Annotated in this window: 11 protein-coding genes and 3 pseudogenes; 6 read left to right on the forward strand and 8 right to left on the reverse strand. The window is 58.4% G+C overall.

What is annotated here, in order from left to right; genetic code table 11:
- Window position 1: 1 nt before the first annotated feature.
- Genes N8E89_RS24745 through N8E89_RS24760 form a run of 4 tightly spaced genes read right to left on the reverse strand, consistent with a single transcriptional unit; the run spans window position 2 to window position 4,189 of the window.
- Complete coding sequence (locus N8E89_RS24745) at window positions 2-1,018, reverse strand: Gfo/Idh/MocA family protein (RefSeq protein ID WP_262262454.1); 1,017 nt, start codon at window positions 1,016-1,018, stop codon at window positions 2-4.
- A 33-nt stretch (window positions 1,019-1,051) separates the two neighbouring features.
- On the reverse strand, window positions 1,052-1,936 hold the full coding sequence (locus N8E89_RS24750) for a carbohydrate ABC transporter permease (protein ID WP_113174467.1): 885 nt from the start codon (window positions 1,934-1,936) through the stop codon (window positions 1,052-1,054).
- Complete coding sequence (locus tag N8E89_RS24755; RefSeq protein WP_262262455.1) at window positions 1,929-2,888, reverse strand: carbohydrate ABC transporter permease; 960 nt, start codon at window positions 2,886-2,888, stop codon at window positions 1,929-1,931. Before N8E89_RS24755 ends, N8E89_RS24750 begins: the two co-directional genes overlap by 8 nt.
- 5 nt (window positions 2,889-2,893) lie before the next feature.
- Window positions 2,894-4,189 carry an ABC transporter substrate-binding protein gene (locus N8E89_RS24760; RefSeq protein ID WP_262262456.1) on the reverse strand — a complete coding sequence of 432 codons (1,296 nt, stop codon included), beginning with the start codon at window positions 4,187-4,189 and terminating at the stop codon, window positions 2,894-2,896.
- Window positions 4,190-4,902: 713 nt separating this feature from the next.
- Between N8E89_RS24760 and N8E89_RS24765 the strand changes: the two genes are divergently transcribed.
- The 5 genes and pseudogenes from N8E89_RS24765 to N8E89_RS24785 all read left to right on the forward strand — a co-directional run bounded on the left by N8E89_RS24765 (window position 4,903) and on the right by N8E89_RS24785 (window position 10,828).
- On the forward strand, window positions 4,903-6,051 hold the full coding sequence (locus tag N8E89_RS24765) for a Gfo/Idh/MocA family protein (protein WP_262262457.1): 1,149 nt from the start codon (window positions 4,903-4,905) through the stop codon (window positions 6,049-6,051).
- A 3-nt stretch (window positions 6,052-6,054) separates the two neighbouring features.
- Window positions 6,055-7,218: a dihydrodipicolinate synthase family protein gene (locus N8E89_RS24770; RefSeq protein WP_262262458.1), complete on the forward strand. Its 1,164-nt coding sequence runs from the start codon at window positions 6,055-6,057 to the stop codon at window positions 7,216-7,218.
- 5 nt (window positions 7,219-7,223) lie between these two features.
- Window positions 7,224-8,645 carry an enolase C-terminal domain-like protein gene (locus N8E89_RS24775; RefSeq protein WP_262262459.1) on the forward strand — a complete coding sequence of 474 codons (1,422 nt, stop codon included), beginning with the start codon at window positions 7,224-7,226 and terminating at the stop codon, window positions 8,643-8,645.
- A gap of 23 nt (window positions 8,646-8,668) precedes the next feature.
- The gene (locus N8E89_RS24780) at window positions 8,669-9,490 is read left to right on the forward strand and encodes a sugar phosphate isomerase/epimerase family protein (RefSeq protein ID WP_262262460.1); all 822 of its coding nucleotides are present in this window, start codon (window positions 8,669-8,671) and stop codon (window positions 9,488-9,490) included.
- Window positions 9,491-9,567: 77 nt separating this feature from the next.
- Window positions 9,568-10,828 (forward strand): annotated as a pseudogene (locus tag N8E89_RS24785) (Gfo/Idh/MocA family protein).
- 25 nt (window positions 10,829-10,853) lie between these two features.
- Here N8E89_RS24785 and N8E89_RS24790 read toward each other — a convergent pair.
- The 4 genes and pseudogenes from N8E89_RS24790 to N8E89_RS24805 form a co-directional block, all read right to left on the reverse strand.
- Window positions 10,854-11,625, reverse strand: a pseudogene (locus N8E89_RS24790) (sugar phosphate isomerase/epimerase family protein).
- Window positions 11,622-12,629 (reverse strand): hydroxyacid dehydrogenase, encoded by a 1,008-nt coding sequence (locus tag N8E89_RS24795; protein WP_410010415.1) that lies wholly within the window; start codon window positions 12,627-12,629, stop codon window positions 11,622-11,624. Before N8E89_RS24795 ends, N8E89_RS24790 begins: the two are co-directional and overlap by 4 nt.
- Window positions 12,629-14,483 (reverse strand): annotated as a pseudogene (locus N8E89_RS24800) (DUF2264 domain-containing protein). The gene N8E89_RS24795 and the pseudogene N8E89_RS24800 overlap by 1 nt, the downstream one beginning before the upstream one ends.
- Entirely contained in the window at window positions 14,480-15,511 is a 1,032-nt protein-coding gene (locus N8E89_RS24805) for a LacI family DNA-binding transcriptional regulator (RefSeq protein WP_262262462.1), read from the reverse strand. Before N8E89_RS24805 ends, N8E89_RS24800 begins: the two are co-directional and overlap by 4 nt.
- Window positions 15,512-15,660: 149 nt before the next feature.
- Here N8E89_RS24805 and N8E89_RS24810 point away from each other — a divergent pair, with 149 nt between their 5' ends.
- Window positions 15,661-16,953 (forward strand): ABC transporter substrate-binding protein, encoded by a 1,293-nt coding sequence (locus N8E89_RS24810; protein ID WP_262262463.1) that lies wholly within the window; start codon window positions 15,661-15,663, stop codon window positions 16,951-16,953.
- Window positions 16,954-17,000 lie beyond the last annotated feature (47 nt).

Below are 17,000 nucleotides of genomic sequence, written 5' to 3' on the forward strand. Positions count from 1 at the left end.
TTCAATATCTTTCCTGCTTGCTCTCGGCCATTTGCTGTGCGGTCAGCGCAAGTTCCATTGCCGCAAAGCAGCGCTCCTGTGGCATGGCGGTTTGAGTGCGATCGCGTATATCGGCCAAAAACTGCCGTCCGAAAGGTAATTCGAGCTTTGAGCAGTCAACATGCTGCACACCCTGCCGGTCCGTCAAAAACAGGTGATCGCCGCCGGGCCGCCCCGCCAGGTCGACGGCCTTGCGGATTTCGATAGCGCCGGTCGTTCCGATAATGAAAAGCCGGCCATCGCCCCAGGTCGGCATCCCGTCTGGCGTGAACCAGTCGACATGGACCGTCCCCGTGGCTTTGCCGGTGGTCAGGTGAATATCGCCGCTGTCCTGAAGCTCAGGCCGGTCCGCATTGGCGTGATTGCCGATACTGGCCGAAAGGACGCGCGCTTTATCGGAACCGGTGAAGAACAGGAATTGCTCACATTGATGCGAAGCAATGTCGGTGAGAATGCCACCATATTCGGCGCGGCGGAAAAACCAGTCGGGACGCGTTTCTCGTCTAAGCCGATGCGGGCCAAGGCCCGCCGTATGCACAACCTCGCCGATAGCACCGGCGGCAACAAGCTGCCCGGCCCTGACCGTCGCCCGGCTCTCAAAATGTTCGGAATAAAGCACTGAGAAGATTTGCGCCGTTTCCGCTTGCACGGCACGGACGGCCTTGAGCTGATCGAAACTGACCATGGCTGGTTTGTCGACCAGCAAATCTTTGCCGTGGCGCATCGCGGATATTGCAAGCTCCGCTCGCCGGGCCGGGATCGCCGCGGAAGTAATGAGGCCGATGGACCGATTTTCAAGAATCTCCTGCAGAGATGCAGTTCGCGGCACATCGGCGTAGGTGGCAGAAAATTCTGCCGCAAGCCCATCATCTTCTTCGTGGAAAGCGACGAGCCTGGCCCCGGCCCGCAACAAGCAATTGACCTGGCCGTAGATGTGATTGTGATTAAGGCCGACGGCCGCAAAAAGCAGTTCACTCATGGATGTCTATACCTTGAAAATTGAAACGGCCCCTCACCGCTTCATTCCCGTTGTGGCGATGCCCTCGATGAGCAGGCGCTGGAAGAACAGGAAGAAGAAAAAGACGGGAACGAGTGACAGCGTCGACATTGCGAAAAGCCCACCCCAATCCGACGTGCTGCTTGAGTCGACGAAAGTGCGCAGCCCCAGCTGGATCGTGTAGTTGTTCATGTCATTGAGATAGATCAGCGGACCGAAGAAATCGTCCCATGTCCAGATAAACGAGAAGATTGCAGCCGTCGCCAGAACCGGCAAGGAGAGCGGGAGCATGATTTTCCAGTAGATCCGCCATGGACTGCATCCATCCATCATCGCGGCCTCGTCGAGTTCGCGCGGGATGCCGCGGAAGAACTGCACCATCAAAAAGATGAAGAATGCATCCGATGCGAGGAACTTGGGCACCACCAGTGGCAGGTAGGTGTCCACCCAGCCAAGATTAAGAAAGAGCACATATTGGGGGATCAGCGTCACATGATAGGGAATCATGAGCGTGCCGAGCATAATTGCAAACCAGAAGTTGCGGCCCTTGAACCTTAGTCGGGCGAACGCGTAAGCTGCAAGCGAACAGGCCATGACGTTGCCCGTGACCGTCAAAACCGAGACGACAAGCGAGTTCCAGAAGAAACGGCCAAAGGATATGTCGAGCCCGAACCAACCGCGGATGTAGGAGCTGAAATCCACCGACGATGGCAAAAGCGACGTGGAGGAGAAAATTTCGTCTTCCGGCCGTATGGAGGCCGAGACCATCCAGAGCAAAGGATAAATCATCGCAATGGATGCTGCGATCAGCGCGGCGTGAATGAGCACGCTTGCGATCGGGTTGCGTCCGCTCACGGGAGGCGGCGGTGCCGTCACGGAGGTCATCGGCGTGTCAGTCATCATAATGTACCCAGTAGCGCGATGTGAGGAAGGAGAAGGCGGTGAAGATTGCAATGATCACCACCAGGATCCAGGCCAGCGCGGAGGCGTAGCCCATGCGGAAATTTCCGAATGCCTCCTGATAGAGGTAGAGCGTATAAAACAGCGTCGAGTTGATTGGTCCGCCGGTACCACCGGAAATGATAAAGGCCGGCGTGAAGGCTTTGAATGCATCGATCGTCTGGACAACGGCATTGAAAAAGATCACGGGCGTGAGAAGCGGCAACGTAATCTTGTAGAACTGGCGGAATTTAGAGGCGCCGTCGAGGCTGGCGGCTTCATACATGTCGGTGGGAATTTGCCGCAGACCGGCGAGAAAGATGATCATCGGTGAGCCGAATTGCCACACGCTAAGGGCGACAAGCGTATAGATCGAATAGTTCGGATGGGAAATCCAGCTTGGTCCTTCGATGCCGAACTGTGACAGAGCCGCGTTGACCAGCCCGTCGCCGGCAAACAGTTGTCGCCACAAAACGGCAATGGCAACACTGCCGCCAAGAAGCGAGGGCAGATAGAAGATGGCGCGATAAAAAGTCAGCCCTTTCACGCCGCGGTTAAGGGCTATAGCGACGAGAAGTGCGAAGGTGAGCTTAAAGGGCACGGAAAGAACCACATAGGTGAGGGTTACCTGCATGGCTGCCGCGAATTTCGGATCTGCGGTGGCGATCCGGACATAGTTCGCCGCACCCGTCCATTGCGGCGCGCGGATCAGGTCGAAATCTGTGAAAGATAGATAAAGTGAAACCAGGGCTGGTCCGAGGGTCAGCCCGAAGAAGCCTAAGAGCCAGGGCAAAAGGAATAGATATCCTGGTGCGTTGTTGGCCCAAAGGCGTGCCAGACGTCCCCTGGCCCTCACACTCTGGTGTCTTTCTACAGCTATGTCGGCGGCAGATGCGTGCGTTGCCGTGTTCATGCGCACTAGCCCCGGCTGACGATGCGCGAGATCTCTTCAGCCAACAACTTACCGCCATCGGCTGCCGATAGCTGGCCGAAGCCGACCTGCTCTGCGACATTGCGCAACGCCAGTTCAGCTTCGCCGGCACCAGCTGGCGGCGGCGGCGGCAGCGCACCAGCAAGATCACCAAGACCGGTGACGTAGTCGAGGGCTACCTTGCCTTGGGCGTCGAGCTTGGATGCAATGACTTCACGCGTTGCAGCCGATTCCGGTATGCCGCGCTCGACACCGAGAACGAGGGCTGCCTCCGGATCTTTGATGAAGAAATTAATATAGGCGACAGCCTGGTCGATCGCCTTCGACTGGGCTGACACGGAAAAGAACATGGAGGGCTTGCGATAGTGCCCGCCCTTGGAATCTGCCGCGATACGCGGGTGGTTGGTGAGGCCGAGCTTGTCCTTGTTGATCGCTTGATAACCGACGAACTGATTGGAATGAGCAAAGGCTGCAGCCGAGCGGGCGAGCGAAACGGTGTTTGTCTCGATGTCGTTCTTGTCGAGCGCCTGAACGTCTGGCGGAACACAGGCACCGGCCTGGCGGAATTTGCTCCACATTTCAAACCATTCGGAGGCATCATTGTGATCGAAGGCGATCTTGCCTTCGGCCGTATAGAGAGCCTTGCCCCGCTGGCGTAGCCAATTTTCCAAGAGCGGCTCCACGACGCTGCCATCGGCGATGCCATACATGCCTTTACGCTTGCCCGCCTTGGTAATTTCCGCGCCCATGCGGGCGAATTCTTCCCACGTCGTCGCCTGAGTTGGCAAAGGAACGCCGGCTTGCTCGAATGCGGAGACATTCAGGACTGTGGTTGCGGCGTTCGCGCCGAGACTGACCCCGTAAAAATGCCCGTTGACGCTCCCCCCATCGATCTGTGTTTTGTCGAAATCGTCGATTTGCAATTTCGCCGGCATATAGCTTTCCAGCGGTGCCAGCGCTCCGCGCTGCGCATATTCGACGATGTAGCGATAGTCCATCTGGATGATATCGGGTGCATTGCGGCCGGCGACCTGCGTTGCAAGGCGTGGCCAGTAATCCGTCCACCCCAGGAATTCGCCATTGACGGTCGTGCCTGCATTCTTTGTCTGAAAGAGTTGGGAAACTTTGTTGGTGCGATCCGCCCGTGCTTGCGAGCCCCACCAAAGGAGCCGAAGACGGGTATCGGCTGCAAAAGCAGTACCCGCGCCCGCCCCCATCGTTGACAATGACAGAAACGCGGCTCCTCCCGCGATGAAATTGCGTCTGCTCACACGTAGCATCACCTGTTCCTCCTCCTGTTGGAACGCCCTCCCGAACGTTCCGCGCATGTTTCCCTTGCAACAAATAACTAATTAGTTACAAGCTATGTTGAAAGCGGCGACAGAGTCAAGCGGTTGTGTGGTGAACCAATCCTCGTCGGGCTTCAACGCGCGAATGTGGGGCAAACAACGTCACCGACGAAACGAGCGAATAAGCCGCCCCGCGCGCCTGCAGGGGAACCAAAACGCACGGTCCTTGGACAGTTGAGAACGGCAGGGGCGCCAAGCCATCGCTAAGCGCAATGGCAAAAAAAAGCGCATTTTCTACCGTTGTTTCGCATAAAGGAGCAATTCACTCGGCTCTCCCGGGGAGCCTGCGCAACAGTTTTGCACAGCCGAGCGGACGACTGGCCCCGGTAAAGCCGAGCTCGCGGACATATTTGCGATCCCCGCACGGGCAGCAGACTTTCGCTTTGTTCGGCTGTTCCACCCTTCAAATCACTGCACCCTGGCATCGGTGTTTGACCACGACCACATCGAAACGCCCAATCTGCAAAATGGCAATGGCATTCTTGCCCGTCAGCCGCTCATCCGTTCGCCGCTTGTTTTCGCGACATTTCGTTTTTTGTTGACATATGCGCTTTTGCTCTGTCATCAAGTAACCGTTTGGTTACTGATTATGAAAAGCGCGGCCCTGGCTGCCGCTTCCACAGCGACCCCATGCAGGGAGGAAAGCAATGGCGCGTCTTGGAATCATTCTACACGGGGTTACGGGGCGCATGGGATACAATCAGCATCTCGTGCGCTCCATACTTGCCATCAGGGATCAGGGCGGGCTGGCGCTACAATCGGGAGAACGTCTCGAAATCGATCCAATCATTGTTGGCCGCAACCGCGCCAAGATTGAGCAACTTGCCCGCAGGCACGCCATAGAGCGCTGGTCGACGGACATCGATGCGGCCCTTTCAGACCCTCGCGATACTGTTTTTTTTGATGCAGGCACCACCCTCATGCGTGCCGGGCTGATCAGCCGGGCGCTGGACGCGGGCAAACATGTCTACTGCGAAAAACCGATATCGGACGATCTGGGCATCGCAATCCAGCTGGCCAAAAAAGCACGCGCATCGGGTCTCAAGCATGGCGTCGTCCAGGACAAGCTGTTTCTCCCGGGGCTGCGCAAGCTCGCAATGCTGCGCGACTCCGGCTTCTTCGGCAAGATCCTCTCCGTGCGCGGTGAGTTCGGCTATTGGGTGTTCGAAGGCAATTGGGGCGTGCCGTCGCAGCGACCCTCTTGGAACTACCGAAAGGCCGATGGCGGCGGCATCATCCTCGATATGCTGTGCCATTGGCGCTATGTTCTGGACAACCTGTTCGGCGAAGTCCGGGCGGTCTCCTGCCTCGGCGCTACACACGTTCCAACGCGCATCGATGAGAACGGCAAGAGCTATGACTGCGATACCGACGATGCGGCTTACGCGACCTTCGAACTTGAAGGCGGCATTGTGGCACAGATCAACTCCTCCTGGGCCGTCCGGGTCCGCCGCGACGACCTTGTCACCTTCCAGGTTGACGGCACCCACGGCTCAGCCGTCGCCGGGCTGACGAAATGCTGGACGCAGCATCGCGTTAACACACCAAAACCGGTCTGGAATCCTGATCAGCCGCAAACGATCGACTTCTACAAGACCTGGGATGAGGTTCCCGACACCCAGGTTTTCGACAATGGCTTCAAGGCGCAATGGGAAATGTTCCTTCGCCATGTCGCCGAAGATGCCCCCTGGCCCTATGGGCTCGAAGCCGGCGCCAAGGGCGTCCAACTTGCCGAACTCGGGTTGAAATCCTGGGCGGAACGGCGCTGGCTTGATGTTCCAACCCTGGAGTTCTAGGCGATGACCACAATCAATCTGCCGCTAGCGGGGCAAATTACGCCCTATACGCTCGCCGGTATACCTATACCGCTTGCACGGCGTGACGCGAAATCATTTCCGCGCGTGGTCTTCGCTGCCGCCCATGTTGTCGCCGACCCTTTCGCCGACAACGATCCATGGCTGACGCCTGCAATCGATTGGGAGCGCACACTTGCCTTCCGTCACCGGCTGTGGGATCTGGGCCTTGGCGTTGCCGAAGCAATGGATACAGCGCAACGGGGCATGGGCCTTGGCTGGGCGGAAGCACAGGAATTGATCAAGCGGTCCCTCGCGGAGGCGCGCACGCGCGGCGACGCACTGATTGCTTGTGGTGCTGGCACAGATCATTTGGCCGCTGGACCAGACGTGACGCTTGATATGATCATCCGGGCCTACGAGGAGCAGATCAGCATCGTGGAGGCCGCGGGTGGCCGGATCATTTTGATGGCGAGCCGGGCTCTGGCATCGGCTGCCGAAGGTCCGGACGACTACGTCAAGATCTATGATCGCATTCTGTCCCAGGTCCGCGAGCCAGTGATCATCCATTGGCTTGGCGAAATGTTCGATCCAGCGTTGGAAGGCTATTGGGGCAATCGGGACCATCTCAAGGCGATGGACACGTGTCTCGACGTCATCGCTGCCCATGCCGCCAAGGTCGACGGGATCAAGGTCTCGCTATTGTCCAAGGAAAAGGAAATCGCCATGCGGCGCCGCCTGCCAGAGGGCGTGCGCATGTATACCGGTGACGACTTCAACTACGCAGAACTGATCGCGGGTGATGAAGTTGGCCATTCAGATGCGCTGCTCGGCATCTTTGATGCGATCGCGCCGGCCGCCTCAATGGCGATGGAGGCACTTGGCGGTGGCCGCGAAGCCGAGTTTTTCAATCTACTCGATCCGACAGTTCCTCTGTCGCGGCACATCTTCAAGGCCCCGACGCGGTTCTACAAGACCGGCGTTGTTTTTCTCGCCTATCTCAATGGCTTGCAGGATCATTTTGCCATGATTGGCGGGCAGCAAAGCGCGCGATCACTTGCCCATCTTGCTGAGCTGTTTCGACTGGCCGATCAGGCGCGGGTCCTGTCCGATCCCGATCGCGCCATCGAGCGGATGCGCCGCATCCTCGCCGTTCACGGTGTCGGCTGAAGGCAATGACCAGCCCCATGCGCATAAAGCTTGAGGAAGCGGAGGTAATGGAACGTCCCGTTCACTTCCGTTTCCCCTTCCGTTTTGGCGCAGCACGGGTTACGGCGGCGCCGCAAGCCTTCGTCAGGGTCCGCATCAACGACGCCCAGGGACGCAGTGCCGACGGTTGGTCAGCGGAAATGATGATGCCCAAGTGGTTCGACAAGAACCCGTCGCTCGCGCCCGGCGATAATATCGATCAGTTGCGCATTTCCTTGCGTCTTGCCATCGACGCCTACCGAAACACGGGGCGCAACACGCCCTTTGGCCTGCATGCACTCAACGAGGCGCAGCACCATCGACAGGCCGCCAAGCTCCAGCTTCCTGGCCTTGTCGCCTCCTACGGCCTGGCGTTGGTCGATCGTGCGGTGATTGACGCAACATGCCGCCTGGAAAGTTTGAGTGCCGTTGAAGCCGTGCGGTTGGGCCGCCTTGGCATCAATGCCGCGACGGCTCCAGACCTCGCGGAATTTGATCTATCTGCATATTTCGCCACCATAAAGCCCGCCTCCAGCATGGCCGTGCGCCATACGATCGGTCTGGTCGACGCACTCACTTCGGCCGATGTCGAACCCGACAGTCGACTTGAAGACGGTCTTCCACAGACGCTCGAGGAGGTGATTGCCACCTACGGCCATCGACATTTCAAGATCAAGGTGTCCGGCCACCCTGTTGAGGACGTTGAACGGCTGATCCAGGTTGCGGCCGTGCTCGATGCTGCGGCGGACGGCTATCAAGCGACACTGGACGGCAATGAGCAGTTCGGGGGCAGCGATGCTGTCGGCGAATTCCTTGAGCGAATTTCCGCCGAGCCCCGGCTCCGCCGGCTGCGCAGCTCGATCTTGTTTTTCGAACAGCCCATCGCCCGCGCCGATGCCTTGATGACTTCGCTTGCCGACATAGCCCGCCACATCCCGCTGGAGATCGATGAATCAGACGGCGAGATGGGCGCTTTCATACAGGCGAGAGCCCTCGGATATGCCGGCATTTCCTCAAAGTCGTGCAAGGGACTTTATCGTTCGCTGCTCAATCGCGCCCGTGTTGAAAAATGGAATAATGAGGAAAAGAGCAGCCGCTATTTCATGTCCGCCGAAGATTTGACGACGCAATCGGGTCTCGCCTTGCAGCAGGATCTCGTGCTCGCCTCTCTCGTTGGGGCAACGCACGTCGAACGCAATGGCCATCACTATGTCGACGGCATGTTTGGCGCTCCTAAAGGAGAGCAGGCCGCCTATCTTCGCGGGCATGGCGACCTGTATCGGCAGGCTGGTAGCGGTGCCCGGTTGGCGATCCGCAGTGGCCGCGTCGATTTCTCCTCGGCTATCACAGCAAAAGGGCTTGGATCCGCTGTCGAACCCAATTGGGAAACAATGGCACGCCAAGAGTAATGCAACAGGGAGGAAATCCGACGATGCAGCCCCAAGGCCTATCCATCAATCTTGCCACTATTCGCGAACAATGCGGTTTCGCGCAAGCGGTCGACATCTGCCTGCAACACGGCATCACCGCAATCGCGCCCTGGCGCGATCAGGTTGCTGCAATCGGTTTGAACGAGGCGGCAAATATCGTGCACTCCAACGGGTTGCGGTTGACAGGCCTCTGCCGGGGCGGCTTCTTTCCCGCCGCCAGTATCGACGACCGGCAAAAGGCGCTGGACGACAATCGGCGCGCGATAGATGAGGCCGCCACGCTCGGCGCAGATTGCCTGGTGCTCGTTGTTGGCGGCCTGCCGGGCGGTTCGCGGAATCTCGACGAGGCACGCAAGATGGTCGCCGATGGCATCTCGGCCGTTCTTCCGCATGCACGCCAGGCAAATGTGCCACTGGCCATAGAACCGCTGCATCCCATGTATGCCGCCGACCGCTCATGTGTGAATACGCTTGGCCAGGCGCTCGATATCTGCGAGGTGGTAGGAGAAGGCGCCGGTGTCGCGGTCGATGCCTATCATGTTTGGTGGGATCCCGACCTTGCGCAGCAGGTTGCGCGCGCCGGACAGATGAACGCCATCCTCGCCCACCACATTTGTGACTGGCTTGTTCCAACTGCACACATGTTGACGGATCGCGGCATGATGGGCGACGGCGTGATCGACTTGCCGGGCCTCCGCCGTATGATCGAAGCGGCGGGCTTTCACGGCGCGCAGGAGGTTGAGATCTTTTCGGACAATTGGTGGGCACGCCCGGCGCAGGAGGTCATTGCGACGTGCGTTGGACGATATCAGGCGTGCTGCTGATCGGGACGCAACATTTTAACAAGCCGGGTTTGTACCGATAAGCTGAACCCGACACGGCAGGAACCACGAGGCTAGCCATGGAAAAAAAGCGGCGTTTTGCACTCATCGGCACCGGTAATCGTGGCACGACCATGTGGGGCACTGATCTGCTCGCTGGCTGGGCAGAACATGTCGAGATGGTTGCGATCGTCGACCGGAATCGACTGCGAGCCGAACGGGCCCGGGCAATGATCGGCGCTGAGGCACCCATCTACACCGAGCTCGATCCAATGTTGCAGGGGGTAAGGCCGGACCTTGTTATTGTCTGCACACCCGACGATTCCCATGACGATATTGTCGTGCGTTCGCTCGAGTCCGGCGCAGATGTCATCACCGAGAAACCAATGACCACCACCGTCGACAAGATCTCGCCGCATCATTGAGGCGGAGAAACGAACCGGCCGGCGCGTCGACGTCTCCTTTAACTATCGTTACGCACCAACGGCCGCCCGCATCAAGACGCTGCTTGATGCGGGAGAGATCGGCCGGGTGACCTCAGTCGACTTTCATTGGTATCTCGACACCTCACATGGCGCCGACTATTTTCGCCGCTGGCATGCCTATGCCAAGCACTCCGGCAGTCTGTTCGTGCATAAGGCCACCCACCACTTCGACTTACTGAACTGGTACCTCAGCAGTGACCCGGAAGCTATTACCGCCTTTGCCGATCTTAAGGTGTATGGTCGCAAGGGCCCATTTCGCGGATCACGCTGCAAGCACTGCGCACACAAGAACGAATGTGATTTTTATTTCGATCTTGAAGCTGATCCCTTCCTCGACGCCCTCTACGAAGAACCCTCAAAGCTTGATGGTTATTTTCGCGACGGCTGCGTCTTCCGCGATAACATTGACATTCCCGACACGATGGTCGCCGCCATCCGCTACGGCAATGGTGTCCATGTGTCCTATTCACTCAACACTTTCCAGCCGATCGAGGGTCACCACATTGCCTTCAATGGAACCGGGGGACGTATCGAACTGCGGCAATATGAGAGCCAGCCCTGGGAGGTACCTGCGCAAGACACGATCCTGGTCGTGCGGAATTTCCAAAAGGGCGCGCAAGCTGTTGAACGCATTGCAGTACCGCACGCCTCAGGGGGGCATTATGGTGGTGACGACCGCATGCGCAACATGATCTTTAAGCCCGGCATGTCCGATCCGCTCGCGCAGCGTGCCGGCTCCCGCGCCGGTGCCGTTTCAGTTCTTTGCGGCATTGCAGCGCTGTCCAGCGCTCGCGCCGGCACAACGGTGCGCCTTGCCGAACTGATGCCAGAGCTCCTGGGCGAACAAATGCTCTAGCTATTGCCGGCCGGTGGCGGCTTTTTCACGCTTTAAGGATCTGGCTGAGCGTTGCCGCGTCATCGAGAAACGCGAGCGGATCGTCATCGGCCACAAATTCCAACATGGCAAATCGCCGGCCGGTCCACCTTGACGCGGGCATGGCGCTGAGCACAGTTCGCCAGTACGCAGACGCCGTCTTTAGCGAGAAGCGATTACGGGTGCTATTCCAGGCGAAGACATGGACATGGGACACATGCGCGCCAATTTCGGCGATCTCGGCCAGCGCGTCATCAAGCGGCAATCCAGGCCGCGGCTGCCAATAGAGATAGACGTTGGAATGGGCAATCGCATCAATCAGACGGCGGGCGGAATCGGTATTGTCGGTCAGCGAGAGCGGATGATATTCGAGAGCGACCGTCAAGCCGGACCGCGCTGCCTCCGTTGCCATGTCGCGGATCGCATCTACTGTGCTGCGCCGTTCGTCCGCATTGTAATCCGAAGACGGACGCTCGCGCGTGCCTGGCCAGATGCGAATATTGGAGGCATTAAGGGCGATCGCTGTTTCAAGTGCTCGTCGGAAGACAGCCAGGTCCGCGGTTGGTGGCGCCACATAGGAACCATAGGACGTTGCAAATCCTGCCTTGCGGCACAGGCGCGCGACATGCGTGGCGATCATCGTGTCGCCAAGGGGAACATGCGCGTCCCCGGCCCATTCGATGGCGGCGAGCCCGGCATCGAGCAGAAAGCTCCACGATTTTTTCCGGGGTCAATTTGCGGAAGGTGACCGAGCAGAGCGCTGGTTCGAAACTGCTCATGCCATGCGCTCCAGATCGTCCTTGCGAACCTCGAAAAGAAGTGGTTTGCCCTGAACGAACCTGGTGATTTCGTCGACCGCCGTCGCGCCGAGGCGCATGCGTTCAAGGCCGATGGCGCCGGCAATATGCGGTGTCAGGAACACGTTCACAAGTTGATATAGCGGCGAGTTTTTCTCTGGCACTTCAGGATCGGTCACGTCAAGGATGGCATCGATCGCACCTGATTTCAGCCGGTCGATCAGCGCCGCTTCGTCGATCAGCGCGCCACGCGCTGTATTTATCAAGGTCGCACCGTTTTTCATCAGGGCGAGGCGCTGCGCATCGATCATGTGCCGCGTCTGAGGAAGCAATGGCGCGTGCACCGATACAATGTCCGATTGCGCCATTAGCGTGTCGAGATCCACTTTCTCGACTTTAAGCAAGCGAGCGCTGTCGTGCCCGACCAGCGGATCATAGAGCAGTACGGTATAGTCAAACGGGCGAAGAAGTTCGATCACCCGTCGCCCGATGCGGGAAGCGCCGACAATCCCGACCGTGCGGCGATAATTTCCAATCGGCTGCGCCTGGAGCAGATGGGTTCGCATGCGTCCCTTGTCGGCGACATACAGATCACGCAATCGAATGATCTGCTTGCCGGCAAAGATGATAGCCGCAAGGGTAAACTCGGCCACGGGCTGAGCGTTTGCTTCAGCCGCATGACTGACGGCAATTCCAGCTTCGAACACGCAATCGTCGATCACGCCCTTGATCGTACCGGCCGCATGGACGAGGAGTTGGAGGCGCGGTGCTGATGCGAGCGTTGCTGCGTCAAACACAGGCGCTCCCCAGCCGGTCACAAGAATTTCCGCCTCAGCCAGCAGCCGTTTTCCCCGATCGTCGTCGAAGCGCGTCATCGGTTCCTGATCGAGAATGCGTCCGATATCATCGATTTTCGACAAAAGTTCGGGCGGGAAAACATATTGGGTCCGCTCCGGTTGCATGGCAAAGGCAATCGTCCGGCGCATCACGGCTTGTGCCCCGGCGCATCCATCGCGCTGACGGTCGCGCCCCTCGCATTCATGGCGAGCAACACGTTTAGACCCGGAGCCACCGGTGGCATCAACCAGGTGTCCGACACGGCGCCGGTGTCGCGAAGAGCCAGGACCGCGCAACGAAGAATGGTTTCACCCATCGGTATCGTGGCGCGCAATTGCGGCACCAGGGTCTTTGCCACCATCAGGTTGGTATTCGGGGGCGCCTTTTGCACCACACCGGTGCGCGCAACGCTCGAACCGAGGTCGCAGATACCGCTGAAATCATCCGCGCCAACGGCATGGGCTGTGCCTGTGCCAGAGGAAACGAAATCGGCGTCGAGATCTCTCCTGGCGATGGCAAATCCACCTTCGGCTATCTGAAGCGGCCTTGGTGTCGTAATCCGGTGCACGCGGATATGCCAGGGTGCACACGGCAACAGCCAGGTTTCAACAACGACATCTGGCCAAGGAGACCATTTGGAGAAAAGCACCTTGCCGGCAAGTTTGGCCTCCTGGTTGGTCTCGCGTACTCTGTAGTGGATGCCGTCATCGCTGAAGGCCAGCATTGAATCGAACGCGCCGCCGTTAAATGCCCGCTCATCGCTCTCCACGCTAAAGCCGTACCGGCTCGAATAGGCGAATTTCGCGTATTTTTTCCGAACCGAAGCGCATTTGCAGGTTCTCCTGGCCGGAGGAAAGCGCGACAACATCACCCTTGCAGGGCATAATCACCATGCCTGGATGACGAAGGGCCAGGGTCACGGCGGGTGTCTCAGGCACTGTTTCAGGGGTCGTCCAGAACGGGTGATCTTTGCTCACTGCCAGGGGCAGGAAGGCCTTGAAGGCCCAATAGGGCGAGCCGGCCGAATTGTAGTTTTCCGACATCAGTAAATTGGGGTAGCCGTACCCGATCGACAGCACGCCATCGCGATGCGTCATGGGCTTGTCCGCCCACCACCGCAGGTGCCGAAGGCACAAGGATTTGATCTCGCCCCAAGGCAGTGCCTCCAGATCGGCGAAGGCAAGCGCGGACCAAAACCCGGCGCAGGCGAAGCGATAGGTCAAGCTGCGGCCAAAGGCTATCGTCGCGCCATCTTGCGCGAACCAGTGACGAAAATCTTGTGCGAATGCGATCGCTCGGTCACGGTATCGCTTGGCGTGATCGTCTTCGACCAGGCGCGAATAGATCAGGCCGTAAAAATGCATGGCAAAGGGAATGTAATGGTCAACGCGCCTTACATTACCATCGCGGTACCAGCCATCGGCAATGTAGAATTCATCGAGTTCGGCCAGATAGCTTTTTGTCAAGCTGCGGTCGTACTTTATGCCAAGGCGTTCAAGGGCGATGTCAACGAGAATGCGGAAGAATTTCCAGTTATTGTCGGCATAATCGAACTGCCGGGCATCAAGGAGATAGTTGACGAGGTTGTCTCGCGCCCGTGCATTGAGCGGGTCCCACAATTTCTCCGGCACAAGGGCAAGCGCAAAACCAAGTGCGGCAAGCTCTACCATGCGTTGATCGCGGCCCTTGACGGTGCCCCAGTATTCGGGATGCGCAGGATCCGTGCCATTGGCGATACCCTGCGCATAACGGTCCCAGTGGGCGAAAGTGCCGCCACCGGCGCCGAGCGGCGCAAGACCCCAAAGTGGCCTTGCAAAGCCTTCCAGATCGGCCGCAGCGCGGTCGAAATGCCCGGCGGCAGCATCAAGACGCACGCGCGCATTGCCTGTTGAAAAATGCGGCAACAGCGGATTGAAGAGGTCAATGAGAGCACGCTGCATGTCGGTGCGTGTTTGCATTGGATTCGCGGCAAGGGGATTGGCGCTGGCGGGATCAGGGATCATGCGTGCAATCCTTCATCGGCAATCGTGCCTCCGGCAACCGGAACGACCGCGTGACAAACGTGACGGGCGGGTGCGTCCCGGTCGTGGAAGCGGGACGTCATCAAGCCGACCGCTTCACGACCAAGTGCGGCGCGGTCGACCCGCATCGTCGCAAGACGTGGATTGGCCATCTGGGCGCAAGGCAGGTCGTCGAAACCGACAATGGCGAAATCCTCTGGAACGCGAAGCCCAATTTCAGTAACCGCCTCGAGAACGCCCACGGCAATAAAGTCGTTCATGCAAAAAGCGGCCGTGAACCCCGGCACCTCTGCCAGTGTTGCAATCGTCGCTCCATGCGCTTCGATGCTCGCATTGGCTTGCAGCGCCAGCTGGACAATGCGAGCCTCGCCATCCTTGACTGATGCGAGTGCAGCTTCAAAACCGCGCACACGCTCGCGGATTGTGTGGCGATGCGATCCAGTCAGGTGCAAAATACGGTGATGACCAGCGTCAAGTAGTCGGCGCGTCGCGGCATAAGCGCCGAAGAAATTCGATGGAGAGACGCCATCGAAGCGCAATTGCGGGTCGGTACCGTTGACCAGGACCACCGGAATGCGGCTCTCCTCCAGCCATCCGCACAGCGCATCAGCTGGATCGATACCGACCAGGAAGAGCCCTTGTGCACCGACGGACTCCATTAGACCCTGAACGGTCTGCGGCGTTGCCTTTGCCTCACGCACAAGCCTGATTTCAAACGGCATGCCATGCTCAACCGCGCCGGAACGCAGGCCTTCGACAATGCCCTCATAAAAAACACTCAACCCACCGGTGACGCCGTCACTGGCAATGAGTGCAAGCGCTCCATGACTGGTCTTTGGACTGATCTTCAACGGATAGCCGATATCTGTTGCGACCTGCAGAATCTGCCGCCTGACGCTTTCGCTGATGCCTTGCTCGTTAGCAAGGACGCGCGAGACGGTGGAGACCGAAACGCCTGCCCGTTCGGCAATGTCGGCTTGACGGAATCGTTTGGGTGCAGGGTTGATCATGCCGCAAATATTGCGCAAATGACGCAAATTTGCAAGATATAAACAATTTCTTGCATCATATCGGTTTTTTGCATAGGATTTGATCTGAAACTTCGCCCCGTCAGACGCCGGAGGAGCGCAGCGGGTCGGCAATGACAGGGAGGAATGTCATGCTACACAATCGACGCTCATTCATGCTCGGCGCGGCGGGCACCGCCGTTGGTATCGCGCTCAGTTCTGTGGCGCCCCGACCGGCCCATGCGCAAAACGTGCGCCTGCGCGCTATGTGGTGGGGATCCAACGATCGTTCAAAGCGAACATTGAGCGTTGCCAAGCTGTTTCAGGAGAAGCACCCCGATATTGCGATTGTCGGTGAAACGCTCAGCGGTGACAGTTACTGGACGAAACTTGCGACCCAGATGGCCGGCCGCTCCGTCGCAGATATTTTCCAGCTTGAGCCAACGACGATATCTGACTACTCCAAGCGCGGCGCATGCCTTGCCCTTGATCCCTTCGTCCCGTCGGCACTCAATATCGACGCCTTCGGCAAAGACGTGCTGAAACTGACGACAGTCGATGAAAAGCTCTGGGGCATTGGCCTTGGTCTGAACTCTTTCGCCCTCATGTACGACGCCGATGCCTTTGCCAAAGCTGGCATCACGCCGCCCGGTGCAGAAACCACCTGGGCGCAATACGCCGATATCGCGGTCGAGATGACCAAGGCCGCTGGTAAGAAAAACTATTGGGGCGGCCCTTATGGTGCACGCTACCAATACGTCTTCGACGCCTGGCTGAGACAGCGCGGAAGCAGCCTTTACACCGATAGCGGCCTTGGATTTACCGTCGATGAAGCCAAGGAATGGTTCGCGTACTGGGAAGATTTGCGCAAGCGAGGCGGTACCGTTGGCGCCGATATCCAGACGCTTGACCAAAATACGATCGAAACCAACGGCCTGGCGCTCGGTAATGCCGCTATAAGCATGGCCTATTCGAACCAGTTGGTCGGCTATCAGCTATTGGCAAAGAGCAAACTCGGCATCACCATGCTGCCGCGTGGCAAAAAAGGTGGCCCCTCCGGGCATTATTATCGCCCGGCCTTGATCTGGAGCATCGGCGCAACGACAAAACATGGCGAGGATGCTGCAAAGTTCATCAACTTTTTTGTCAATGACGTCGATGCCGGCAAGATCCTCGGTGTCGAACGCGGCGTTCCGATGTCGCCGGCCGTGCGCAAAGCGATTTTGCCGTCGCTCAATCCGACGGAAACGGAAACGGTCAATTACATTAACGCCTTGGCGGATCAGGTGGGCAGCTATCCTTCGCCCGCTCCGCTTGGCTCCACCGAATTCGACCAGCGCGTTCTTCGTCCCATTGCCGACGAGCTTGCCTTTGAGCGGATTTCTGTCGCCGACGCCGCAACACGCTTGGTCAGCGAGGGCAAGTCCACCATCAAAGCAGGCTGATTGACCATGACAAGACCAAGCCAGGGCGAGAAACGGGCGACCATTGC

Origin of the sequence: Phyllobacterium sp. A18/5-2 (assembly GCF_025452215.1) — a bacterium.
Classification (GTDB): Bacteria; Pseudomonadota; Alphaproteobacteria; order Rhizobiales; family Rhizobiaceae; genus Phyllobacterium; species Phyllobacterium sophorae.

Excerpts from the sequence above, each read along its gene's own strand:
- N8E89_RS24745 (WP_262262454.1), bottom strand. The coding sequence starts at position 1,018 with ATGAGTGAACTGCTTTTTGCGGCCGTCGGCCTTAATCACAATCACATC.
- N8E89_RS24750 (WP_113174467.1), bottom strand. The coding sequence starts at position 1,936 with ATGACTGACACGCCGATGACCTCCGTGACGGCACCGCCGCCTCCCGTG.
- N8E89_RS24755 (WP_262262455.1), bottom strand. The coding sequence starts at position 2,888 with ATGAACACGGCAACGCACGCATCTGCCGCCGACATAGCTGTAGAAAGA.
- N8E89_RS24765 (WP_262262457.1), top strand. The coding sequence starts at position 4,903 with ATGGCGCGTCTTGGAATCATTCTACACGGGGTTACGGGGCGCATGGGA.
- N8E89_RS24770 (WP_262262458.1), top strand. The coding sequence starts at position 6,055 with ATGACCACAATCAATCTGCCGCTAGCGGGGCAAATTACGCCCTATACG.
- N8E89_RS24775 (WP_262262459.1), top strand. The coding sequence starts at position 7,224 with ATGACCAGCCCCATGCGCATAAAGCTTGAGGAAGCGGAGGTAATGGAA.
- N8E89_RS24780 (WP_262262460.1), top strand. The coding sequence starts at position 8,669 with ATGCAGCCCCAAGGCCTATCCATCAATCTTGCCACTATTCGCGAACAA.
- N8E89_RS24795 (WP_410010415.1), bottom strand. The coding sequence starts at position 12,629 with ATGCGCCGGACGATTGCCTTTGCCATGCAACCGGAGCGGACCCAATAT.
- N8E89_RS24805 (WP_262262462.1), bottom strand. The coding sequence starts at position 15,511 with ATGATCAACCCTGCACCCAAACGATTCCGTCAAGCCGACATTGCCGAA.
- N8E89_RS24810 (WP_262262463.1), top strand. The coding sequence starts at position 15,661 with ATGCTACACAATCGACGCTCATTCATGCTCGGCGCGGCGGGCACCGCC.